20 protein-coding genes are annotated in these 25124 nt (G+C 52.4%); 8 read left to right on the forward strand and 12 right to left on the reverse strand.

Annotation, left to right across the window (positions count from 1 at the left end; genetic code table 11):
- Positions 1-12: 12 nt before the first annotated feature.
- Positions 13-525, reverse strand: coding sequence for a GNAT family N-acetyltransferase (locus tag EX31_RS17675; RefSeq protein WP_037035907.1), 513 nt, complete (start codon positions 523-525; stop codon positions 13-15).
- A gap of 54 nt (positions 526-579) precedes the next feature.
- Positions 580-1452 (reverse strand): LysR family transcriptional regulator, encoded by an 873-nt coding sequence (locus EX31_RS17680; protein WP_037035909.1) that lies wholly within the window; start codon positions 1450-1452, stop codon positions 580-582.
- A gap of 36 nt (positions 1453-1488) precedes the next feature.
- On the opposite strand from EX31_RS17680, the gene EX31_RS17685 reads away from it, so the two are divergent.
- Both EX31_RS17685 and sacB read left to right on the forward strand, forming a co-directional pair.
- Entirely contained in the window at positions 1489-2751 is a 1263-nt protein-coding gene (locus tag EX31_RS17685; protein ID WP_037035910.1) for a multidrug effflux MFS transporter, read from the forward strand.
- A gap of 299 nt (positions 2752-3050) precedes the next feature.
- Complete coding sequence (sacB, locus tag EX31_RS17690) at positions 3051-4298, forward strand: levansucrase (RefSeq protein ID WP_037035912.1); 1248 nt, start codon at positions 3051-3053, stop codon at positions 4296-4298.
- Positions 4299-4392: 94 nt separating this feature from the next.
- Here sacB and EX31_RS17695 read toward each other — a convergent pair whose 3' ends face one another.
- The 4 genes from EX31_RS17695 to EX31_RS17710 form a co-directional block, all read right to left on the reverse strand.
- Positions 4393-5181 carry an alpha/beta fold hydrolase gene (locus tag EX31_RS17695; RefSeq protein ID WP_037035914.1) on the reverse strand — a complete coding sequence of 263 codons (789 nt, stop codon included), beginning with the start codon at positions 5179-5181 and terminating at the stop codon, positions 4393-4395.
- A 111-nt stretch (positions 5182-5292) separates the two neighbouring features.
- Positions 5293-8367: an efflux RND transporter permease subunit gene (locus tag EX31_RS17700; protein WP_037035916.1), complete on the reverse strand. Its 3075-nt coding sequence runs from the start codon at positions 8365-8367 to the stop codon at positions 5293-5295.
- On the reverse strand, positions 8364-9506 hold the full coding sequence (locus tag EX31_RS17705; RefSeq protein WP_037035919.1) for an efflux RND transporter periplasmic adaptor subunit: 1143 nt from the start codon (positions 9504-9506) through the stop codon (positions 8364-8366). Before EX31_RS17705 ends, EX31_RS17700 begins: the two co-directional genes overlap by 4 nt.
- 26 nt (positions 9507-9532) lie before the next feature.
- Positions 9533-9697, reverse strand: a complete 165-nt coding sequence (locus EX31_RS17710; RefSeq protein WP_013574943.1) for a hypothetical protein — start codon at positions 9695-9697, stop codon at positions 9533-9535.
- A 140-nt stretch (positions 9698-9837) separates the two neighbouring features.
- Here EX31_RS17710 and EX31_RS17715 point away from each other — a divergent pair, with 140 nt between their 5' ends.
- Positions 9838-10623: a MipA/OmpV family protein gene (locus EX31_RS17715; protein ID WP_037035923.1), complete on the forward strand. Its 786-nt coding sequence runs from the start codon at positions 9838-9840 to the stop codon at positions 10621-10623.
- A 291-nt stretch (positions 10624-10914) separates the two neighbouring features.
- On the opposite strand, the gene EX31_RS17720 is transcribed toward EX31_RS17715, so the two are convergent.
- The 3 genes from EX31_RS17720 to EX31_RS17730 form a co-directional block, all read right to left on the reverse strand.
- Complete coding sequence (locus EX31_RS17720; RefSeq protein ID WP_037035926.1) at positions 10915-12267, reverse strand: carbohydrate porin; 1353 nt, start codon at positions 12265-12267, stop codon at positions 10915-10917.
- A 123-nt stretch (positions 12268-12390) separates the two neighbouring features.
- On the reverse strand, positions 12391-13824 hold the full coding sequence (locus EX31_RS17725; RefSeq protein ID WP_037035929.1) for a glycoside hydrolase family 32 protein: 1434 nt from the start codon (positions 13822-13824) through the stop codon (positions 12391-12393).
- A gap of 18 nt (positions 13825-13842) precedes the next feature.
- Positions 13843-15084, reverse strand: coding sequence for an MFS transporter (locus tag EX31_RS17730; protein WP_015689639.1), 1242 nt, complete (start codon positions 15082-15084; stop codon positions 13843-13845).
- 244 nt (positions 15085-15328) lie between these two features.
- Between EX31_RS17730 and EX31_RS17735 the strand changes: the two genes are divergently transcribed.
- From EX31_RS17735 to shiA, 3 genes are all read left to right on the forward strand, one after another.
- Positions 15329-16336 (forward strand): LacI family DNA-binding transcriptional regulator, encoded by a 1008-nt coding sequence (locus EX31_RS17735; RefSeq protein ID WP_037035931.1) that lies wholly within the window; start codon positions 15329-15331, stop codon positions 16334-16336.
- Between the two features lie 229 nt (positions 16337-16565).
- On the forward strand, positions 16566-17264 hold the full coding sequence (locus EX31_RS17740; protein ID WP_037035933.1) for an RluA family pseudouridine synthase: 699 nt from the start codon (positions 16566-16568) through the stop codon (positions 17262-17264).
- A gap of 204 nt (positions 17265-17468) precedes the next feature.
- The gene (shiA, locus tag EX31_RS17745) at positions 17469-18788 is read left to right on the forward strand and encodes a shikimate transporter (protein ID WP_013574933.1); all 1320 of its coding nucleotides are present in this window, start codon (positions 17469-17471) and stop codon (positions 18786-18788) included.
- Between the two features lie 66 nt (positions 18789-18854).
- On the opposite strand, the gene EX31_RS17750 is transcribed toward shiA, so the two are convergent.
- Positions 18855-19496 carry a glutathione S-transferase family protein gene (locus tag EX31_RS17750; RefSeq protein ID WP_037035935.1) on the reverse strand — a complete coding sequence of 214 codons (642 nt, stop codon included), beginning with the start codon at positions 19494-19496 and terminating at the stop codon, positions 18855-18857.
- Positions 19497-19623: 127 nt separating this feature from the next.
- On the opposite strand from EX31_RS17750, the gene EX31_RS17755 reads away from it, so the two are divergent.
- Positions 19624-21072: an AMP nucleosidase gene (locus EX31_RS17755; RefSeq protein ID WP_037035937.1), complete on the forward strand. Its 1449-nt coding sequence runs from the start codon at positions 19624-19626 to the stop codon at positions 21070-21072.
- A gap of 232 nt (positions 21073-21304) precedes the next feature.
- The gene (locus EX31_RS17760) at positions 21305-22735 is read left to right on the forward strand and encodes an EmmdR/YeeO family multidrug/toxin efflux MATE transporter (RefSeq protein WP_037035940.1); all 1431 of its coding nucleotides are present in this window, start codon (positions 21305-21307) and stop codon (positions 22733-22735) included.
- Positions 22736-22745: 10 nt separating this feature from the next.
- On the opposite strand, the gene EX31_RS17765 is transcribed toward EX31_RS17760, so the two are convergent.
- On the reverse strand, positions 22746-23432 hold the full coding sequence (locus EX31_RS17765) for a response regulator (protein WP_015689638.1): 687 nt from the start codon (positions 23430-23432) through the stop codon (positions 22746-22748).
- Positions 23422-25089: an ATP-binding protein gene (locus tag EX31_RS17770; protein ID WP_037035943.1), complete on the reverse strand. Its 1668-nt coding sequence runs from the start codon at positions 25087-25089 to the stop codon at positions 23422-23424. Before EX31_RS17770 ends, EX31_RS17765 begins: the two co-directional genes overlap by 11 nt.
- Positions 25090-25124 lie beyond the last annotated feature (35 nt).

A 25124-nucleotide genomic window follows, 5' to 3' on the forward strand; every position in this document is an offset into this window, starting at 1 on the left:
GACATATGGCGTCTAAATTTCCATGCCCATGATGTGCAACTTACTTATCTGTGATTCCGTTCTGAATTCAGTATCAGTTATGTGTCGCATGCCTGAAGCTTCATAGAATTTACGAGCGCGATCGTTTTTCTCTCTCACCGAAAGCCACAAAAATTTCTTATCTTGCTTTTGCGCAGCTGTAACGATTTCTTTAAATATCTCTTTTCCAAAGTGTTTACCCGTCGCTTCCGGTGCAAGATAAAGCCGGTCAAGCGATACCCCAGAAATAGCCGTTCCCGGAATCGTATTGACCCACGTGAGTTTGGCAAATCCAACCGGTTTATCGTTTTGCGCCAGAAACCAGCAAACTTTTGGATCCCTTAGTCCGTCATTGAGTGCGGACAAAGAGAATTCACTTTCCAGATACGTATTCATTTCGCGCTCTGACAACCACATATGTCTGAAGTGCGCCGGATATATATTGAAAGCCAGCCTGCGCAACAGGCTGGCATCTACCGGGTGGGCGATTCGTGTATTGATGTTCATGCAGAAACCTTAAACCAGCAATAAATTGGAATGACTTAACATATCAAACTTACTTTAATAACGGTCGAACTCTTCAGCAAGGGTATTCATCACTGCCCTGACTCTTGCGGTGTGCGACAGATCCTGATGCATAACCAGCCAGACCTCATAAGGGCTTTTACGCGTTCTTTCTGGCCACAGGCGGATAAGTTCCGGGTACATTTTCGCAAGATAATCGGGCAGCTCACCCAGGGCCAGCCCTGCGCGAATAAACGTTGCTAACATCATGCTGGAGTCCAGCTCTGCCACTACGCGCCCTTTATGTCTCGGTTCTCCTGCCAGCAGTCCATCCTGAGAGCGCGTAATGCCTGACTGGTAAAGCGCGATACGGTGCCCGTCAAAGCCTTTGCCGGGTTCTGGTATGCCAAACCTGTCGATATACTTATGCGTCGCAAAAAGTCCCACCTCTCTGGAGGCCAGTTTACGGGTAATCAAATCGGGCTGTTCTGGCCGAATGGTGCGTACCGCTATATCCGCTTCGCGTCGGCCGATATCCAGCAGGCGTGTGGTGGTGGTCAGATTTACCCGAATATTGGGAAAGTTATGCTGTACGCGCTCGATTGCCGGTAAAACAAAATCAATGGCCAGCGAGTCAGTGGCAGTCACATGCACTTCTCCTTCAAGCCGGTCATCATCCCCGGAGCCGCGACGTTCAAAGCTGACCGTCAGGCGCTCAATCTCTTCTGCAAGTGAGAGTATTTTTCGCCCGCCAGCGGTCAGAACCCAGCCCTGACGGCTTTTTAAAAATAGTTTACTCCCCAATAATTTTTCAAGCGTATTGAGTCTGCGGCCTACGGTAGTCTGATCAACTGAAAGCTGCTCAGCCGCGCTGCGTAAAGTACCTGCGCGGTATACCGCCAGGAAAATCCGGACATCATCCCAGTTCATCGTTCCTCATGCTGCATTTTTGCAGGTATTGCCTGCATGATAATGCATTTAAGCAGGATGAAACAGCCGTTAAGCTACGTACTTCTTCTGCTGATAACCCTTTTCAACACCGGGAATTTTATGCCTCGACTCTCTTTTATTATTACCGTTGCTATGCTGAGCGCGTTCGGTCTCATCGCGTCCGATATTTATCTTCCGGCGATGCCAGATATGGCACGCGAATTTGCGGTGGATCCATCGCAGATATCTCAGACCATTTCAGCCTATTTACTGGCACTGGCCATATGCCAGCTTTTTTACGGTCCGCTTGCAGATCGCTTTGGACGAAAACCCGTACTGCTCGCTGGCATTGCGATTTACATTGGCGGATCGCTGGGATGTGCCGTTGCTGAAAGCTATTCTTCTTTTCTGCTCTTTCGCCTGCTGCAAGGGGCAGGTGCAGCGGCTGGCCTCGTCATTGGTCGCACGCTGATCGCGGATACCTGTAATAAAGCCATTTCTGCCAGGGTCTACTCGGTCATCTATCCGCTGGTCTCATTGTCACCTGCAATAGCACCGATGATAGGGGGACATCTCGCCGCCACATTTGGATGGCATACGGATTTCATTTTCGTCGCCATTTTCGGCATGGCTACCATGCTGATGATCATTTTCATGCGCGAGACGCGACCTGAAAATATCTCTGCTCCGGCCTCGCCGTTTTCAGGATTTAGGGTAATTTGCAGCGATACGGGGTTCCGGCGTTATACGCTTATCGTCTGTTGCATCTACAGTGCATGGTTTATTTATCTGACTCAGTCTCCTTTTTTATTTGCGCAGCTCGGGATGAGTGAGGAGACGCGAGGATGGCTCTATATTCCCTTAACGGCAGGTATTATCAGTGCCAATGTGTTAACGAAACGGCTTTTAAACTTCTGGCAATATGATCGCATTGTTACTGCCGGCATCATGTGTTTTGTGCTGGGTGGTCTGGCTTATGCCGCAGTAGTGTTTACGGCAGAAAAAGGGATTTTATCTATTTTGCTTCCTATGTGCCTGGTCAGTCTGGCAAACGGCTCCAGCCTTTCACTGGCAATATCCGGGGCAATCAGCAGCGGGCATGGCCATGCCGCCACGGCCTCCGGAATGATTGGTTTTATGCAGATAGGCAGCGCGGCTGTTTTTGCCAACTTCATGAGTGCAGAGTTTGGTTTCAGCCAGCCGGTACTGGGCTCTTCAGTTTTATTGCTGGCTCTCACCGCACTTGTGGCCTGCCGTAAACAGCGTATCCGGCGCCATCATATTCAATCCTCCCGTTGAGCCTCTGACCGGCTGTGAAGGTTGTAATGTTTATTTCTGGCTCGAAATAAGAGTAATTAATCAAAGTTTAAAATAGCGCATTATTTTCACTATTAATGAATTTCTTCAGGATTAACAAATAACAGGTCATCAACGATGCAATTGTCTTCCCGCAAATACATATCCCGGGGTTTTATATAAATAATGTATAAATAATGGCACAACACTCATTGAGTGCATGCCTTTTTTGATCATGCCAATATTCTCACGACTTCAAACGTCAAACAGTATTAACATCTATTTAATTAAAGGATATTTGCATGACAAATTTAAATTATAAACCGACAATCTGGACACGTGCTGATGCTCTGAAGGTCAACGAAAATGACCCGACCACCACACAGCCTGTTGTTAGCGCCGATTTTCCGGTTATGAGTGATGAAGTATTCATTTGGGATACGATGCCGCTTCGGTCATTAGACGGCACGGTGGTTTCTGTCGACGGATGGTCCGTTATTTTCACGCTGACAGCGCAGCGTAATAACAATAATTCAGAATATCTCGATGCAGACGGAAATTATGATATTACCAGTGACTGGAATAATCGCCACGGGCGCGCCAAAATTTGTTACTGGTATTCCCGTACGGGTAAGGATTGGATTTTTGGTGGCCGTGTGATGGCTGAAGGTGTTTCCCCTACGACCCGCGAATGGGCAGGGACGCCAATTTTGCTCAATGAAGACGGCGACATTGATCTTTATTATACCTGTGTCACGCCAGGTGCGACCATTGCAAAAGTGAGAGGCAAAGTGCTGACCTCAGAAGAAGGCGTAACACTGGCCGGTTTCAACGAGGTTAAATCATTATTTTCAGCCGACGGCGTGTATTACCAGACTGAAAGCCAGAATCCATACTGGAACTTCAGGGATCCAAGCCCGTTTATCGATCCTCATGACGGTAAACTCTACATGGTGTTTGAAGGTAACGTGGCGGGTGAGCGGGGTTCTCACGTCATTGGCAAACAGGAAATGGGTACCCTTCCGCCGGACCATCGTGATGTGGGCAATGCAAGATACCAGGCGGGCTGTATTGGTATGGCCGTCGCCAAAGATCTTTCAGGAGATGAATGGGAAATTCTCCCTCCTCTGGTGACCGCTGTCGGCGTCAATGATCAAACCGAACGCCCTCATTTTGTCTTCCAGGATGGAAAATATTACCTGTTCACGATCAGTCATAAGTTTACCTATGCGGAGGGTCTGACGGGGCCTGATGGTGTGTACGGTTTCCTGAGTGATCGCCTTACCGGCCCTTATTCTCCGATGAACGGCTCCGGTTTGGTATTAGGTAATCCACCTTCTCAGCCCTTCCAGACTTACTCGCACTGCGTAATGCCCAATGGCCTGGTGACATCTTTTATTGATAACGTTCCGACCACCGACGGTAATTATCGTATTGGCGGGACAGAGGCTCCTACTGTAAAAATTGTCCTTACCGGAAACCGTTCATTTGTAGAACGCGTGTTTGATTATGGGTATATCCCGCCGATGAAGAATATTATTTTAAATTAATGAGGTGATCTGCCTTTCCGCATAGGCTTTGCGGAAAGGCAGTGCAACTGGATTAAAACGGCACCGGCCCCCCGCTGGCTGAACGATTAAAGATTTATATTGATTCCAAAATCCCTGCCAATACATCTCCCGGCCTTTCAAGCACGGCCAGGTGAGTTCTGGCATTCTCCAAACGTTTCACCTCAAAAAAATCATGCGCCATAGCGAAACGCTGTTGTAAAGCAAGGTATTCGTCGTTTCTGTCGAGGGAATAGATATGGGTAGCCTTCGGTGGATTTTTGAGTTTTTCAAGGCGCTGGAGTGGCGAACCGTATGTCTGATAGGCATCGGCGATCACCTGCCCTGCAAGTCGCCACAACTGGTAGCTGGATTCAGACATTTCGGTTTTGAAATGATGGATCATGGTGGGTGACTCGCTTCCCGCCAGCCAAAATTCGTACAGCTGGTTCCGTGCAAACTGCCAGCGATCTTCATGCTGCATCTCGTTGATTGAAGTGAAAAACGCCGTTGCAGGCTGATTCATGATCCAGTCAAGGAATATCACCGCAGGCACACGTTCTTTCAAACTTTCGGCCAAATCAACCGCTATCCAGCTGGCATGTGCAACGGAAACCGGTACTACGCGGGTCAGACCGAGATGGTCAATGAGTGTCAAAGCGTCTGTTAATAACGCCGCACCGCCAAAATCCTTGCCATCGGTCGATGATTTTCCATGACCACGCCAGTCAATAATGACAACACGGAAAAAAGCAGCGGCCAGTTCAGAGAAGTCATTGAAGACAGTTTTTGGCTGGCACCAGCCTGGCATAAGGAACAGCGTTGTGTCACCCGTACCGATATCCTGATAATCGATATCGCCATGCTCTGTATGCAAAATAGGCATGTTTTCGCCCCGTAGTGAAGTGAGTGGATAACTAACCTATCCGATCCCCCACCAATTAAACAAGAATTTACTTGTTTAATTGGCGCTAATGTCTTATCTCCCGAGAGATCGCTAACTGACCTTTTGATTAACGCGATTATTTTCGAACTGCATAATAAGACTCAGCGCAGCGGGCAAAACAGTCAGCGTGACGAAAGTGGCAACGATCAGGCCGCCGATAATCGCATAGGCCATCGGCCCCCAGAAAACCTGCTCAGCAATCGGGATCATTCCCAGTATGGCAGCGCACGCCGTGAGCAATATGGGCCGGGAACGGTGTTGTGCCGCAGCGTTGATGGCTTCATCGCGGTCAAGCCCCTCCCTGACGTTATTGTCCACTTCACTGATGAGGATTACCGCGTTGCGGATAATCATGCCTGCTAATGCGATGATACCGAGCAACGCAACAAATCCCATCGGCGTACCCGTCGGCAACATCGCCAGCACAATGCCAATCAGTCCGAATGGCGCCATGAACAACGCGAGAAGCATGCGGGAGAAGCGCTGCAACTGGACCATCAGCAGGATCAGCATCACAAACAGTGTGACCGGCAACACCGCGAACACCGAGCTGTTGCCTTTGTCCGACTCGTCTACCACACCGCCCTCCTCTATCGTATATTCCGACGGTAAGCTTGCCCTGATACGTGAGACCAAAGGAGAGAGTTGCTGAGAAACAGCCTCTGCCCGCAGACCTGCAGCTAAATCCGTCTGTACCGTGATAAACGGCAGGCGCTGCCGACGCCAGATAACCGGGTCATCAACTCCCCAGACCGGCGTCGCCACCTGACTCAGGGGGATTTTCTGCCCGCTTGCCGTGGTGATCATCAGGCCGGACAGCGTGGTTAAATCCTGACGTTCGCGCTTATTCCCGCGCAGAACAACGTCAATCAGCCGGTTTTTATCCCTGACGGTGGTGACAACGCTGCCAGACCAGACAGTGTTAAGCAACGTGGCGAGACTTTCGGAAGACACACCCGCCGCCCGTGCTGCGGTCTGATTCACCTGTAACGTGATGACCCGCTCAGGTTCACCGGCGGTCAGATTAACTTCGCGGGTCCGGGGACTGTTTCCGAGAACGCTGGCGAGGTGTTGCGCAATCTGCCTGACCTTCGCATAATCCGGTCCGCTGACGCGATATTTCACCGGCCAGCCGACCGGCGGCCCCAGTTCCAGCGGCGAAACGCGCGTCGTGATATCACTGAAATCCCGGGCCAAAATAGTGTCCAGTTGCGCACGTAACTTATCCCTGTCCTCCAGACTTTTGGCGACAACAACCAGTTGTGCCGTGTTCTCATCATTCAGTAACACGTCCATGGGCAGGTAAAACCGCACCGCGCCTGACCCCACGTAGGTAGAAAAATGATCTACATTCGGATTGTCTTTCAGGGCGTGCTCCAGCCTCTCCGCCCGGCGTGCCGTGTCGCTTTGCGAAGCGTTACCGGGAAGCGTAAGGCTGACCAGCAGTTCCGGGCGATCGGACGCCGGGAAAAATTCGCCCTGCATAAACGTGGTCGCATAAGCGGCAAGCCCTAACAAAAGGCAGGCGAAACTGAGAGTCGCCACGCGTCTTTGCAAAACCTGATTCAGCAGACGCTGATAGAAGCCCATCAGTCTGCCCTGTTTTTCAGCGTGTGACGCCAGTTTCTCAGGTAACAGCCAGGTTCCGATCAGCGGTGAAAACAGAATGGCCACTACCCAGGAACATAAAAGCGCAATCAGCACCACGGCGAAGAGAGAATAGCAATACTCTCCCGCACTTGAGGCGGCAAAGCCTACCGGAATAAAGCCCGCTATCATCACCAGTGTGCCGGTCAGCATCGGGAAGGCGGTGGTTTCAAATGCGTAAGTCGCCGCCCGCCATTTAGAATCACCGGCCTCAATACGGGAGACCATCGCCTCGACGGTGATCATGGCATCGTCCACCAGCAAACCCAGGGCGATGATTAACGCCCCCAGCGAAATACGTTGTAACCCGATGCCGGCGAGCATCATGCCGATAAACGTCATCGCCAGCACGATGGGGATCGCCGCAGCCACCACCAGCCCGGCACGGGTGCCTAATGAGACGAAGGACACCGCCAGCACAATAACCACCGCTTCAATCAATACACGGATAAAGCCGCTTACCGCCTGCGATACTACGGCCGACTGATCCGCGACTTTAACCATCTCAATGCCGTGCGGGAGCTGTGCGCTAATCACGGCCATCCGGTCACTCAGCGCCTTGCCAAAAGAAAGCATGTTGCCTGTAGAAGCCATGGAAATGGCGAGACCGATCGCGGGCTGACCGTTGACCCGAAATGCCGGTGACGGGGGCTCGGCATCCTGGCGGCTAATGGTCGCGATATCCGTCAGCGGAATGTAGCGCCCGGCAATATGCAGCGTCACGGCGCGTAAACTTTGCTCTGACGTCAGGGCGCCGCTCACACGCAAGGCAATGTTTTCACGATCGCTTCGCAAGACGCCCGAAGGTTCTACCGCATTTTGCGCCTTCAGTGCATCGGTGATTTGCTGGAGATCCAGCCCCATTCCCGCCAGTTGTGCCGGTGAAAATGCGAGAACAATATTCTCCTCCTGCACGCCCAGCAGGCTGGCTTTTCCCATATCCGGCAGCGACATCAGACTGCGGCTGATATCATCGACCTTGTCACGAAGCTCACGCGGCGTGAAACCTTCCGCAGTAAAGCCATAAATGGTGCCGAACGTGTCATCAAATTCGTCATCCACCGAGGGACCCTGCACACCCGCTGGCAGTGACGGCGCGATATCCTGCATCTTTTTGCGCACCTGATACCAGATACCCGCCACCTCTGAAGGGGGCGTGTTATCGCGAAGATTCACAAAAATAACCGATTGCCCGGCACGCGTTTCGCTTTGCACAAAATCAAGATAAGGCGTTTCCTGCAGTTTTTTCTCCAGCGTATCGGTAACCAGATTAACCGTATCCTCCACGCTCGCCCCCGGCCAGCTCGCGGACACCACGGCAGTTTTAATGGTAAACGCCGGATCTTCATTACGGGGGAGTTGCTCATAGCTGATGACACCCGCCGCCATTAACAGCAGCATAAAAAAGGCAATCAGTGACTGATGATTCAGCGCCCAGGCTGAAAGGTTGAAGGCCCCGACCGGGGAAGACGGTTTCATTCGCTGTCCTCCCCGGGCATGACTTTTTCACCTTCACGAAGTTTACTCACACCGGCAATGACCACCCTTTCGCCAGGCTGTACACCGGCAGACAGGAATATTTCAGAGGTACTGTAACGCCCGATATCGACGGGCCGTAAATGCAGCGTCAGCGTTTTCTCATCAACAACAAAAACCGCCGGTTTATCACCGGATCGGGTCAGCGCAGAAGCAGGCAATGCAATCAGACGCGGACCTGACGCGTTAAGTGTCAGTTGAACACTGGCACCGAGTGCCATGGCCGGTGGCGGGTTATCGAGGGTAATGCGGAGGCGCCAGGTGCGGGTTTGCGGGTCGGCCTGCGGGCTGACGTCGCGGAAATGCCCCTGCGCAACCACGGAAGGGGCAGAAAGTAACGATATAGTAAACAGGCTGTCAGCTTGCTGAGGAACAGACTGGGGATCGGCCACATCAAATACGGCATCACGCAGGCTGCCACTGGCCAGGGTGATCACAGACTGTCCGGCACTGACCACTTGTCCTGCCGACGCACTGACCTGGGTAATCACGCCGTCAGCCGGAGCCGTGAGTTTTGTCCAGGACACGTTTTCCTGCGCATTTTTGAGCGCATCTTCACTGCTCTGACGCTTCGCGCGGGCAGCCTGCCAGTCAGCTTGCGCACTATCAAGCTGCGAGCGTGCGATAGCCCCGGAAGGCATCAGTAACTGCATACGCCTGAGACTGAGCGCCGCAACCTGCTCTGCCGCGCGGGCACTGTTCAGATCGGCCTGCGCACTGCTGAACTGGTTGCGGCTGGTCTCGCTTTCTTGGGTAGCGAGAACCTGACCGGCGATCACACGATCCCCCACCTCAGCCTGCCGCGTCAGAATACGCCCGTCCAGCCGGAACCCGAGCGTCACCTCTTCATGGGCGCGTATTTCACCCGTTTGAATCAGGGAACTCAAAGCAACAGGAGGCGGTGCGGAAATGGTGCGCACCGGCCTGACAGAGGGCGCTTGTTTATGGGCTTTGTCACCACAACCAGTCAGCACAATGGCAACGATGATCAGACAGGCGGCGGGAATGAAGGGAAGCATCCGACCGGTGGCGGATAAATGGCGAACGGCGTGACGCGCATAATCGGTGAAGGTAACAGCCATGACAGTCTTCCTGAATTGAGATGTCGCTATTCAATCCAATCACTGTCCAGATTCCCGTAATATTTCATCAAGAAACCGTCAAGATGCGCACTTTTTTGCAAGATGGCTGACCGGCGCAGTGACAGCGGACGTGCAGCATGTAAATCAACATCGGCAACGTCCACCGCATCGTCGTCTTCAATAATCAGCATCTGCCTGGTCTCCATACAGGTCATCTTGACGGTTTCTTCATAATTCCCCGACAGTTTATTGACACTGCCTCTTCATACTTCGGGTTTCAGACGCGGCTGCAATCCGCTACGAACCAACGTTTAGGTGATGAGGAATCACAATGACATCCAGAAAACTAATGCTGCAGATGACCTGTTTCAGCCTGTCCGCCACAGTGCTGCAGGCAATGGCCGACACCACGCCGTCTGCGCCGACGTTTACCGTCGGCATGGGCGCACAAAGCGCGCCGCGCTACAGCGGTTCGGATCAGCGCCACTGGCTGGTCGGGCCGGTCATTCAGGCGCGCGATGGCGCCTTTTTCTTCGATTCGCTCAAAGGCGTGGGTTATGACCTGCAGGCGGATAACGGCCTGTATCTGGAACATACGCTGGGATACAGCCTCGGGCGGACAGACAGAGATTCCACCTGGCGGGATGGCTCGAATAAGCTCAAAGGCATGGGGAATATCGATGCGACCATGAATACCGCGCTCGCGGTGGGCTGGTCTGCAACGCCGTGGCTCTCTTTTGAAGGCAAAGCCACCCTGCCACTGACGGACGGGCAAGGTGTGCATTATCAGACTTCCGTCACGGTACTGCCGCTGCAAAACGACACTGACACTGTTGCACTTCAGTCGGCAGCGCTCTTTGGCGACCGGCGCTATATGAATACCTTTTATGGTGTGAGCCGCGAACAAAGCGACCGCACTGACTTCGCGCCTTATCAGTCGGCCGGGGGTTTCTATGGCGTGGACAGCAGCCTGACCTGGAGCCATCAGTTCACGTCCCACTGGGGCGGCGTTATCAGTGCCGATTACACCTGGCTGGACGACAAAGCCGGTAACAGCCCGATTGTCGTTAAGCGTGGCGGCACGACTTACAATTTGGGTGTGCTTTATACCTTCTGATGCAATGAACATGAACCTATGAAAAGTCGTCCCGAACGGCGACTTTTTCATAGGCCCAAAAACACAAAGTCACAACCTTTCTGATAATAAAGGCAGAACACATGAAAGGAGATATCGCAACGCTGGTTTCAATTATTTTGTTTTATATTTTCTCATACTATTGCGTCTTTTTGACGTTATCTCCTCCGCAATTCGGCGGTCATTTCCGGCATATTCTGGATGTCCTCTTAAACTGAAAAAATATATGTGTGATTACAAAAAAATAAGCACACATTCCCGGGCTGGCGCTGTTTAGAAAAGATATTTAAAGCGCACACGGGCACCATAACGGTCATCCGTATTACCGGTTTTTACCGACGGCGATTCCAGCCAGGAGGCATAAGCCCCAAGATAAATATTGAAGTCAGGCATATCCATGATATCAGGCAGGTGCCATGAGGAATGGATGGTGTGAATGTCATATTTTCCCGGCGCCAGAATCGCGCAGTCGCTGTCACAGTCACTGGCTACCCCGGCCATATTGAACTTGTCGATATTGTTGTGCGCATAGATGTAACCCAGTTCCACGCGGTGCCATAAGGCATTTATGCCTGCGCTGAAATCTTTTTCGTCAGCGGCGTCGAGATAAGCCGTACTCAGGTTAACGACCGCACCGTTTTCAGCATCGGTTTTAAGCGTGTTCCAGCTCATCGTCATGCCGTAACCGGTCCGGCCCGACTGGTCTACCCAAACACCCTGAGTATCCTGATATCCATAGGCATTGTTCACCAGGTTACTTTCGACAGCGGCGGCAACCGACCACTCGCCGGATTGCCAGGCCACAACCGGACGGGCATAAACCACATTTTTACGGTTATCTAACGCATTGCCGTGATAGTTATTGTCGACAAATAGCGAACTGCCATCCTCTATAAGCGTGTTGAATTCGAAATACCAGTTATCGAGTGTCTTACTGAGCAGGAAATTGCCGCCGCTGCTGCTGCGCCCGCGCCCCTCTTTCATCATGTAGATATAACCGTAACCGTCACTGTAGAGATCGTTGGCGGTATTACCGGAATACTCAATGAACGTATCCTGGTTCAGCGGGAACATATCCCAGGCCTCGAAGCGACCTATTTTAATTTTCCAGTCATCCTGCTGACCAAAGAAAAATGCCGCATCGTCGAGATTCATTTTTCCGTTTATATCAGCCAGTGGCTGAACAGTGAATCCGGCATATTTTCCATTAACCCCGTTTCGCAGACCATCAAACCCCAGAAGAATACGACCATTCATATCCCAGCGTTCTTTATCTCCGGGTGCCCAGTTTTTATTTGTACTGGTTTTTACCGACGTCAGGCTGCCCGTGCGGCTGGCACCGTCCATATTAAATTCAACATCCCCGTAAAATTTAATATTACTATTCCCGCTGAGCTGAATAGCGGGAGTCGCGGGAACTGCGGGCGTATTGTTTACTAGGGAGGCTAATTGCTTCTCCTGCCTGAGGGCGCGAATTTCTGCCTCCGCACCCGCAGCGCGTTGCTCGGTGACTTTCAGCCGCTGCTCCATTTGTTCCAGCCGTTGTTCGAGGGAAAGCGTATCCTGTGCATTGGCTACTGAGGTACATACAGACGTCAACATACATCCGACCCAGATTTTATTCATCGGAAAAGACCTTCTTATTATTTATATTAGTGTGTCATTTTTTGTATAAATACAGCCCGAAGATAAACGCAGTAATAACCCGCCCATCATCAAAGACGGGTTATTCGCGACGCTGAACAGAATTTATTCCAGCTGCCAGGCTCCGGCATCGGATAATGTTGCCGTTCCATGCCAGGCAAATAAATTTAATTCGCGGCGACCGGCATCAGGATATATCCGGCTACTGAGGCAGGCCTGGCCGTCATTAACAAATACCTCGACGGATGAGCTGTCGATAAACACACGTAAAGCCAGAGGAGCGCCGGGCACTAACGGTACGCTGCGCGTGCCACATAATCCGTACTGCGGGTAGCGGCGCTCCAGCACCAGACGCTGCATCTGGGTATCAACATAGACACGCAAACCGTCCCCCAGGCTAAGTCCATACTGCTCCGCATCACTGCGTGCGCCATCCCAGTGAAGCGCAACTTCCATCGACTCCCCTTTTTCCGCCATCAGGATCTGCTGATTTTTCAAGGTACTAACAGGCCACCGGAACCAGGCCTGACGCAGTGCTTCCACCTCTTTCGCGGGACGCATCTGCAGACGATTGTTCTCATCAAGACTCAGCTCACGCGGCAGAGACAGCATCCCGGCCCAGCCGTCCTGTTGCTCCGGCATCGGCGACTCCCACATAGCCAGCCAGCCAATCACGATGCGGCGGCCATCCGGCGTCAGGAAACTCTGCGGGGCATAGAAGTCATGCCCGTGATCCATTTCAACAAATTCTCCAGCACGGACAAACGGCTCGCCGGGCTGCCAGTCCCCCACCAGATAACCGCTCTGGAACAGATTACGGTTCTCAAAACCCTGCGCGGCTATCCCCTGCGGAGAAAACATCAGGACGCGTTTACCATTAAGGGTAAAGAAATCAGGGCATTCCCACATAAAGCCCATACCGGCTTCTGCCTCATCCAGGATCCCTTCATCCTGCCACTGACGCAGGTCGGCTGAACGATACAACCGTATTTGCCCGGTATCGCCAACGCGCGCACCGACGACCATGTACCAGCTATCCCCTTCGCGCCAGACCTTAGGGTCGCGGAAATGATGCAAGTCCGCCGGGGTATCGATAATGATCCCCTCACGTTTAAAGTGAATACCATCGCCACTGGTTGCCAGGCACTGCACCTGATAAAGGTTTTCGTCATTACCGGCGTCGCCGTGAAATTTATGTCCGGTGTAAATCAGCGCCAGGGTATCGCCATCCACCACCGCCGAACCCGAAAAACAGCCGTCTTTGTCTTCAGGTCCTTCCGGGGCCAGTGCAACGGGCAAGTGTTCCCAGTGAAGCAAATCTTTGCTCCGCGCATGTCCCCAGTGCATCGGTCCCCACTGGGTGGAATACGGATGATGCTGATAAAAGGCGTGATACCAACCCTCAAACCAGATCAGGCCATTAGGATCGTTAATCCAGCCAGCCCTCGCGGCCAGGTGATAGCGCGGGTACCAGCGCAGATTTACCCTCCCGTGCTTAGCCTGAAGTTCCTGTTCAGCATGAGCAATTGTATACGTCATCGTTTTCTCTCTTTTCAATCAGATAGTAGAAAGTTGCGGTATCTGTGGATCCCTCGAAGGCTTACCGGAGCGCAACAAGAAAATAGAAATAAAGGTGATACAGAACACCATCAGCCCCATAACCAGGTAGGACTGGGCAAATCCATATTTTTCGTAGCTGTAGCCGGCGAGGGGTGACAACACGGTGGCTATCACTGAGCTCGTACAGGCAAAGCCCACCAGATAGAGCGTGGATGAGAGTCGTTTATCGAAGTTAAGACTGTTGTATTTGAAGATAGCAATTAACAGTACCGGGAGTTCGACGGCATGCAGCAGCTTAGTAATGGAGATAAGCAGCGGGCCTTCCACTAAACCGGAAGCGACCATGCGCATCGCCATCACCATTCCGGCGAAAATCAGACCATTTTTGGCACCGATACGATTGACCAGCCACGGCGCACAGAACATGCCTGCGGCCTCCAGGAACACCTGAAACGAATTAAGATAACCGTACATGGCATTCCCTTCATGTTGCGTCGGGAACTGTGAGGAAAAATAGACCGGGAACTGCTGATCGTAGACGCCGTAAATACAGGTGCCGACCACAAAGAATACCAGAGCCCAGAAGCGCGGCAGGGTCAGCAGGCGTAATGCGTCCTCAAGGGTGACTTTGCCGCCTGACACGGCTTCCTGCATCGCGTGCGGTGCCGAGGAGACGCGTAACCGCATCAAAAGCATAAAGAAGATCAGACCAGAACAACTGGCGACCGCGAAGTTCAGTTTCGGGTTGATATTAAACAGTAACCCGGCAAAAAACGTGGCGACAGCCCAACCCAGCGATCCCCACATTCTTGCTTTTCCGAATTCAAACTGGCTCTGGCGGGCAACACGCTCGGTGTAGGATTCAAGTACACCAATACCGCCATTGAAGGTCAGGCCGATATAGATCCCGCCAAAAAAACTGCCCAGAAAGACATTAATTTTCAGAAGATGTCCAAACAGCAGATAGGCCGGACCGGAAAAGATCAACAATGCCGTGATAAACCAGAGCAGGTTCTTACGCAGACCGAGTTTATCCTGAATAAAACCATAACAAATTTGCACAAACAGCGTGGAAAGCGACATCACGGAAAAAATGATCCCGGTGTCCCCTGCTTTCAGACCCACTTCCTGATGTAGCCAGATCGAGAGCAACGACCCTGTAGAGGACCAGGTCACAAAGAAAAAGAACAATAAAGCGCTGAGTATCAGATAACTGTGAGAATGACGGGTTTTCATCATGGCAATCTCATGCTGAGGTGGAGCGCAAATGATAACGTTAACATAAAATAAAACGCATGCCGTTTTAAGGCGATTCTAGATGTTAATCACAAAAGTTAACGTTAACATTATCAGTGTGAGATCATGATCAACTTTTCGGGTTTACAGCAAACGACACACGCAGTCCAAAATCACGTATGATCCTTTTACATCAGCAAGTTAGTTTTATAGCCTGTCGCGTAGTGACAAGTTTGGAGCGAGAAGAATGGCATCCCTGAAAGATGTGGCAAAACTGGCAAACGTATCGCTGATGACGGTTTCCAGGGCATTAAACTCCCCGGAACGCCTGAAGCCGGAGACCCTGGCTCGCGTACAGTCCGCTATCGACGCCACTAATTACGTGCCCGATTTATCGGCAAAAAAAATACGTGGCGCTCACGCGATTGCAAAAACCATCGGTGTGCTGGCACTTGATACTGTGACCACCCCCTTTTCAGTGGAAATCACACTCTCCATCGAAGAAACCGCACGTGCGCATGGCTGGAACAGCTTTGTGGTTAACATGTTTTCCGATGACAGCCCGGAAAAAATCGTTGATCTGCTTCTCTCACATCGCCCGGATGGCATTATCTATACCACCATGGGATTGCGGCAGGTACCGCTGCCCGGAAAGTTGTTAAACCTCCCCTGTGTGCTGGCCAACTGTGAAAGCCTGCATCAGCAGGTAGCGAGTTATATCCCCGATGATGAACATGGACAGTATGTTGCGGTGCGGGCACTTTTATCTGCAGGCTATCGTCGCCCGCTCTGCTTACATTTGCCTGCCAACCATCTTGCGACTGTCAGACGCCGCAAAGGGCTGGAGCAGGCATGCACGCAAGCCGGTATAGATCCTGATACGCTCGACCACCATTACATGGAATATGGCGATGAGCATTATCACGATATTCCCGACATGCTTTTGGCCCATATCAACCAGGGCAAACCTCAATTCGATTCAGTGGTATGTGGAAACGATCGTATCGCATTTATGGTCTATCAGACGCTGCTGTCACAGGGCTTAAGGATCCCTGATGATGTTGCGGTGCTTGGCTACGATAATATGGTGGGTATTGGCGATCTATTCTTACCCCCCCTCTCGACCGTGCAATTACCCCATTACGAGATAGGACGCCTTAGTGCGCTTCATATTATTAACGGTGAGTGCCATAAGAATACTGTGGCCGTTGAAAGTCCGTTACTCCTTCGTGAATCAGTGAAAAAACCACAGTAAAAGCAGATGAATATGATCAGCCGCTTTTAAAAGAATGGAAAATATAACAGGCCAGAGAATTGTCCGCAGAAAGCGTTCAGGAGCCTTATCGGGTAGTGAATTAGACTGATTTTCTGATTAGCCGCACCGACAACATCAGCGACCTGTCTCACCCAGGCGAACCTTACCGATTCGCCAGCCGGTTTAAAATTCGTTATCATCCGCTCCCACTCTTCATCCGGGTATCCTGATGTCTGCGATTATCGATACTTTTATTGCCCCGCCGTGCCATGGCCAGATCGAGACGCTGTATCAGGACGAGCATCTGGCGCTTATCAATAAACCCACCGGACTGCTCAGCCTCTCGGGGAAAAACCCGCAAAATCTGGATTCCGTACATCACCGGCTGGTAAAGATATTTCCCGGCTGTACGCTGGTTCACCGTCTGGATTTCGGCACGTCCGGGCTGATGGTGATTGCACGTAATAAGGCTATCAATGCCGCCCTCTGCCATCAATTCAGCCAGCGCACGGTGACCAAAGTGTACAGCGCATTGCTTTGCGGGCATCTGCAACATAACGAGGGGGTGACAGACGCGCCGATCGCCAAAGATCCTGCACTGTTTCCCCTAATGTCAATTTGCGCCGTCCATGGCAAGCCCGCCCGCTCCGGCTACCGGGTGGTTGAGCGCTTTTATCGTGAGCAGGAAAACGGCGAATTACTGCCACTGACGCGGGTACTGCTGACTCCGCAAACCGGGCGCACTCATCAGCTTCGCATTCACTGTCAGTATCTGGGCCACCCGATTTTGGGCTGTGATTTGTATGGCGGACGCCTGCTGCCGGGCACGGAACAGACTCCGCGACTGATGCTGCACGCCAGTGAACTGCATTTTGTTCATCCCGTCAGCGGAGAACGGATCGAAGCCCGCCATGCCAGCCCGTTCTGAAAGCGAAATCCTTTTTAACACCCCGCCCGGCACATTCCCTGCATTAAATTGCCCTCCCGCTTTGCAAAAGCGTTTTTAACCTGACGTTTGACGCTGTAGTCTCAGTAGCGGTTTTTATTTTGCTGCGTTCCAGCCAGGTAAACGGCCTTTAACCGATTTTAATAACGAAAAATTTTAGAAATCTGACGAACAGACAGGACAATTATGGACTCCATGCTCACCGCCCCCCACCCCGATGAGGAGATACCTTCATATCACCGTGCCCGCCGGGCTGCCTGGGGCAGTTTCGTCGGCGCAGTCGTAGACTGGTTTGATTTTTTGCTCTACGGCATCACCGCAGCATTAGTGTTTAACAGCGAATTTTTTCCGCAAATCGACCCGGCAATGGGCACACTCGCCGCATTTGCTACTTTCGGCGTCGGCTTTCTCTTCCGCCCGCTCGGCGGCATTGTCTTCGGACATTTCGGCGATCGCCTGGGTCGTAAGCGGATGCTGATGATGACCGTCTGGATCATGGGCATTGCCACCGCGTGCATCGGTATTCTTCCCTCTTTCGCGACGATTGGCTGGTGGGCTCCGGCGCTGCTGGTCACCTTGCGCGCCATTCAGGGATTTGCCGTGGGCGGCGAATGGGGTGGTGCGGCACTGCTGGCGGTGGAAAGTGCACCTTCCGGTAAAAAGGCGTTCTACAGCAGCGGGATACAGATGGGATACGGCGTCGGCCTGTTGCTGGCGACCGGACTGGTGTCACTGATCAGCAGCCTGACCACCGATGCGCAGTTCCTCAGCTGGGGCTGGCGTTTGCCATTTTTGTTCAGTGTGGTGCTGGTGCTGGGCGCGCTGTGGGTGCGCAATGGCATGGAAGAGTCGGTCGAGTTCGAACGTGCTCAGGAAAAGCTCCCCAAAGCAGCAAAAAAGCGGCTACCGGTATTTGAAGCGCTGTTGCGCCATCCCGGCGCATTTTTGAAAATCATCCTCCTGCGCCTGTGCGAACTGCTGACGATGTACATTGTCACGGCGTTCGCCCTTAACTACTCGACGCATAATCTGGGGATGTCGCGTGAGCTGTTTCTGAATATCGGGCTGCTGGTCGGCGGTATCAGTTGCCTGACGATCCCGTTATTCGCCTGGCTGGCAGACCGTTTTGGCCGTCGCCGCATTTACATCACCGGCGCACTCGTCGGCGCGATGAGCGCCTTCCCGTTCTTTATGGCGCTGGAAGCCCGCTCCATTGCCGGGGTGGTGATCTTCTCGCTGCTGCTGGCAAATATCGCTCACGATATGGTGGTCTGCGTCCAGCAACCGATGTTCACGGAAATGTTTGGTGCAGGTTACCGCTACAGCGGTGCGGGTGTCGGTTATCAGGTCGCCAGCGTCGTGGGCGGCGGATTTACACCGTTTATTGCCGCCGCATTGCTGAATTTCTCCGGCGGTGAATGGCATTCCGTCGCCATTTATCTGATGGCTGGCTGTTTGCTTTCTGCCCTGACGGCGATGTTTATGAAGACACCTGCGCCGCGCTGAACCGCCGGCCATGTAGAAAAGCCCGCTTAAAAATATTAAGCGGGCTTTTTTGCACCTGAAACAGATTTAGACCACCCGCAGCTCCTCGTAAGAGATCATCACATGTTCCGCAAATGCCGGACGCTGTGTGAGTTTTTCATAATAGTGTTCAATAGCCGGGAAGGACGGCCGTTCAATGGCAATATCGAAATAGCGATACAAACTGTGCCCAAACTGAATATCGGCCAGTGTGAATGCGCTTCCGGCAAGGTAGCCATGCCGGGCAATCTGCGCTTCGGCAATCGCCAGCTTCTTGTTCAGATTCTGCAATGATTTTTCTAATGCCTGATGATCCTGATCTTTAGCCGCCGTTCTCACCACCATCCAGAACACCGGCGCAGTGAAATTCATCGCTACGCTGATTTTTGCCCATTCCGTCCATTTATCGGTTTCGGCTCGCCGTTCAGGATCCTGCGGCCAGAATTCATCAGCACCGTATTTTCCTGCCAGATAACGCAGGATGGCGCCGGTTTCCCACAGCGGCTGGCCTTCACCATCGCGGATCACAGGAACCGTGCCATTGGGGTTCATCGCCAGAAATTCCGGGGTGTCATTCCCCCCGTATTTATGGCCGATGTCAAACCGCTCATACTCCAGCCCTAATTCCCCGATACACCACATCAGCGCCTGCACATTTGACGACGTTTTTCTGCCCCATACCCGAATCATTCACTTCCCCCTGTTCGTTCATAAAAGCACCATCCGGCTCTTGTACCCTAATAAAACATTGGCGACACCGTGCAGACAAGCCATATTTAGAATGAATGACGATAAACGAAGCCCAAAGGAAAAGCGTATGGATAACAAGTCCCTCACCCCCTCACAGGCGATTGAGAAGCTCGAAAAGATGTACAACGACTCTGTGGCCGCCCTGCGGGATGCGATTAAAGATTTCATCGTTCAGGGTACATTGCCTGATATCACAGCGCGTGCTGCCGGGCTGTTTGTTTATCCGGAACTGCGGGTCAGCTGGGATGGCGTGACGCCAGCCAAAAACCCGACCCGCGCTTATGGCCGTTTTTCGCATCCGGGCCGTTATGCCAACACCATCACGCATCCTGAGCTGTTCCGTGATTATCTGCTGGAACAGCTTTCCCTGCTGGAAGAGGAATATGATGCGGTGATTGAAGTGGTGCCGTCACAGCAGGAAATCCCTTATTCGTATGTGATTGACGGCTCGGATCTGACGCTTGACCGGTCGATGAGCGCCGGGCTGGCGAAGCATTTCCCGACCACAGAACTGTCGCAGATAGGCGATGAAACCGCAGACGGCCTGCATTATCCCGGTGACACTTTCCCGCTGTCGCATTTCAATGCGCTGCGCGCTGATTTCTCGCTGGCACGCCTGCGCCATTACACCGGCACGCTCACCGAACATTTTCAGCCATATGTGCTATTCACCAACTACACCCGATACGTCGATGAGTTTGTCAGCTGGGCGTGTGCGCAAATTGCCGATCCGGAAAGCCCGTATGAAGCACTGGCCTGCGCGGGCAGTGTATTTATCACGGCAGAAACGCAAAACCCTGAGCAGGCAGTGTCTGATCTGGCCTGGAAAAAACACCAGATGCCCGCCTATCATCTGATTGCCCGCGACGGTGCGGGGATTACACTGGTGAACATCGGCGTCGGCCCTGCCAACGCCAAAACCATTTGTGACCATCTGGCGGTGCTGCGTCCCCATGTCTGGCTGATGATTGGTCACTGCGGCGGATTACGTGAAACACAGTCGATCGGTGATTACGTTCTGGCGCACGCTTATTTACGTGACGACCATGTACTGGATGCCGTACTGCCGCCGGATATCCCGATCCCAAGCATTGCTGAAGTGCAACGTGCCTTGTATGACGCGACCAAAATGATGAGCGGCATGCCGGGTGAGCTGGTCAAGCAACGCCTGCGTACCGGCACGGTGGTGACTACCGATGACCGTAACTGGGAATTGCGTTATTCCGCCTCAGCGCTGCGTTTTAATCTCAGCCGCGCGGTCGCCGTCGATATGGAAAGTGCGACCATCGCCGCGCAGGGATACCGCTTCCGGGTGCCTTACGGCACGCTGCTGTGCGTATCGGATAAGCCGTTGCACGGTGAAATCAAACTGCCGGGTCAGGCAAACAAATTCTACGAAGGCGCCATCTCAGAACATCTGCAAATTGGTATCTGTGCCATCGACCTGTTGCGCGCTGAGGGCGATCATCTGCATTCACGCAAATTGCGTACCTTTAACGAACCCCCTTTCCGCTGATAACCACTCTGATTCCCCTTAAAGAGTTCGTGTTGCAGGCAGGCGGCAAGTTTGATAATCCCGGTGAGCTGACATTAAGTCAGTGATTCGGGTTATTAACCGCAGCCCCCCATCTGCGGCACGAAATATGGCGGGGAATTAAGGATTTCCTAAAAAAGACTTTGCATAATGCAGAGTCTTTTACCATCATAAATTAAAACGCTGTTCTACTTTCTTCCACACTGGAATTCTCTTGCAAAACGTCATCGTCTCTTTGCGCAAAGCCATCGAGCGCACGCCCTGGTATCCGAAACGGCGTTCTTACCGTACGTTGTTCTGGCGCGAAATAACGCCCCTCGCTGTCCCTATTTTCTTCGAAAATGCCTGCGTACTGCTGATGGGCGTACTGAGTACTTTTCTGGTCAGCTGGCTGGGCAAGGAAGCAATGGCAGGCGTGGGTCTGGCCGACAGTTTCAATATGGTGGTGATTTCATTCTTCGCCGCTGTCGATCTTGGTACCACCGTCGTCGTGGCGTTCAGCCTCGGTAAACTCGACCACGAGCGCGCCCGTGCGGCAGCACGTCAGTCACTGGCGATCATGACCGTTTTTGCCGTACTGCTGGCGATACTTCTGCAATTTTCCGGACATGTAATTGTCGACATGATCGCCGGCAATGCCGAGCCGGAGGTAAAAGAACTGGCGCTGTCTTACCTGCAAATGAGCAGCTGGAGCTATCCGGCGGCAGCCATTGCCCTGATCGGTTCCGGTGCTTTGCGTGGTGCGGGTAACACCAAAATCCCGATGTTACTTAACGGCGGGATGAACATCCTCAATCTGGTGATCAGCAGTGTGCTGATCTATGGTTGTTTCGGCTGGCACGGTCTGGGCTTTATCGGTGCCGGACTGGGGCTGACCATTTCACGTTATATCGGCGCGGTGGCCGTCATTTTCGTGCTGATGATTGGTTTCAATCCGTCCCTGAAAATCTCGCTGAAAAGCTATTTTCTGCCGCTCAATACCAACATTCTGCGCGAAGTCTTAGGCATCGGTATTCCGGCCAGTATCGAATCGGTATTGTTTAACGGCGGTAAATTACTGACGCAGGTTTTTGTCGCAGGCATGGGCACCAATGTGATTGCCGGTAACTTTATCGCCTTCTCGATTGCGGCGCTGATCAACCTGCCGGGCAACGCGCTGGGTTCTGCCTCGACCATTATCGTGGGAACACGTCTGGGCAAAGGGCAAATTGCCCAATCTGAGCGCCAGTTGCGCCATATTTTCTGGCTTTCCACTTTCGGGCTGTGTGTTCTGGCCTTCCTTTCAGTGCCATTTGCCGGTTTGCTGGCACGGTTTTACACCAACGAACAGGATGTTATCGACGTCGTCAAAATCCTTATCTGGCTGAACGCCGCCTTTATGCCTTTCTGGGCTGCCTCGTGGGTATTGCCTGCGGGCCTGAAAGGCGCGCGTGATGCCCGCTTTACCATGTACGTTTCTATGCTCGGGATGTGGGGCTGCCGTATTGTGGTGGGCTATTTCCTCGGGATCGTCCTGGGTTTCGGCGTAGTCGGCATCTGGCTGGGGATGTTCCTCGACTGGATCGTGCGCGGCCTGTTTTTCTACTGGCGTATGGCCAGCGGCCGCTGGTTGTGGAAATACCCGAAGGCCAAAAGGACAGCATGACTTACTGCGGTTATGCCCGCCGGTACATCCGGCGGGGATGGCCGATTTTCCCGTAGAGCATGTCGACTTTCAAATCGCCTTTCTGCACACAGTGTTCGAGATAGCGGCGGGCAGTGGTTTTACTCAACCCCGTTTCGCTGACGACTTCATCCACTGAATAGCAGCGTCCGGCATCCTGCATAAAGATGCCTTCCACCAGATTTAACGTGTTTTCCTCGATGCCTTTATTACCCGCTTTCGGCGTGAAATCCTTCGCCTGGAGCTGATAAAGGCTGTCTACGTTTTGCTGATCCACCACTTTCCAGGTCCGCTGTGTCTGGCTGAACTGGATAAAGCGATCCAGCGATTGTTGCAGCCTGTTCCACGACACCGGTTTGAGGATGTAATCAAAAGCACCACAGCGGATCGCCTGACTGCAGGTATTCATGTCGCTGGCGGCGGTGATAAAAATCACCGAACAGGGTGTTCTCTTCAGCAGGTCATCCTCAATCAGTGAAATCCCCTGACCGTCAGGCAAATAGTTATCCAGCAACAGCAGTTGCGGCCGCTTTTCTTCGATAAGCACTTTCGCTTCATGCAGCGTGGATGCGACACCCACCAGTCGCAACCAGCGGTGATTATCAATCAGTTCGGCATACAGTTGTGCCAGCTGGTTTTCATCTTCAACAATCATTACGTCAATCATTTCAGCTTGCATCATTTGCTCTCTTCCAGTTCTTCTGGTCGGGGATTACCGGCATAAAGCCACCTTTTTCTTCAGGGCAGCACACCGGAATAAAGACCGAGAAAACAGCGCCGCTCGGCGGATTATCGGACACTTCAATGGTTCCGCCCGCATGGCTGACATAGCTGGCAACCAGATGCAGTCCCAGCCCGTGATCGCCTTGCGTTTTGGATGTCACCCCCAGCGCAAAAATCTGTTCGCGCCGCTCCTGCGCAATCCCGATGCCGTGGTCAGCGACTTCAATCACCAGCTCATCCGTGCCGGAAACGACATACACTTCAACCGGCCCGGCATCACTGCCGCGCAGTAACGTGGCTTCGATGGCGTTATCCAGCAGGTTGCCGATGATCGACATCAGTTCAGTTTCACTGAGCGCAGCAGGCAGATACGTTAATTCACAGGCAGGATCGAATGTGAGCTCAACACCTTTTTCCCGTGCACGGGCATATTTTCCGAGTAATAAACCGCACAACCTTGGCGAGCAGAACCGCTCTGAAACGAAATCCAGCAATTCCTGCGCACTTTCAGACTGGGCCTCGATATAACGAATCGCCTCATCGTAGCGTCCCATATGCAGCAGGCCAGCGAGCGTTGCCGTCCAGTTGAGCTGTTCATGCCGCATCACCCGCAGGTTATCGGCATAACGCTGCACCTGACTTAGCTGGATGCTGAGCCGGTCGATATCGCTGCAATCCCGAAAAGTGATCACCCAGCCCTGAAGCTGGTCTTCCAGCATGATCCGCACCCGACTGGCAATCACGGTCAGGTTATTGAACAGGCAGATTTCGTCGTGAATGTCTTTTTTCAGCATGACCTGCGGGTCAAAGAAACTGACCGGCGCAATCACCTGCCTGAGCGGCTGACCACGCAGTTCACGGGACGGCACGTCAAGGTTGAGCAGCTTTTTGGCCGCCTGGTTGATGACCGCCACGCGGGAGTGCGCATCAATGGCGATCACCCCTTCGTAAATCGACTCCATCAGCGCCTTTTGCTGACGCACCAGCAGGCCGATTTCCCGGGGCTCCAGCGCAAACATCTGTCGTTTAATCGAACGTGAAAAAAACCATGAAAAGGTAAACAACGCCAGCAGCAAGGTGGCGGCCGCCAGTAAAATGCGGATGGCTTTTTCAACGGTCAGACTGTTGATGTGGCTGGTGAGATAGCCGACAGAAACGATACCCATCACCTTGCCTTGCGCATTCACGATCGGTGCTTTACTGCGCAGCGACAGCCCGATCCCACCCAGCCGGATGGTGGTGGTGCTTTTACCCGCCAGCACTTCTTCGTTGTCCCCTCCGACCAGCGTTTTTCCGACGCGGTCAGCATAAATCGAATGAAACAGATGTATCGCTTTACCATCGCCGATCACCATATAACTGGCATCGCTGTGAGCAGAAATATTCCTCATTAAACTGTTAATTGCTGAAATGTCCTTATTTTCAACTGCGGTAATTAATGAGGGAATAAGTGCAATTTCCTCTGCCTGAACTTTTGCACGAATACCCATATCTTCATATAACTGACGTTCTATATCGTGATAGTAATAAACACCTGTCAGCGAAAAAAGCGCCATAAATAACACAACAAGATAAACAAAAAGCTTTATCTGAAAAGAAGGACGGAACCGCATCGGAGAACCTATCGCCAGACCGTGATATTAACAAA

This window comes from Rahnella sp. WP5, from assembly GCF_000745615.1.
GTDB lineage: Bacteria > Pseudomonadota > Gammaproteobacteria > Enterobacterales > Enterobacteriaceae > Rahnella > Rahnella aceris.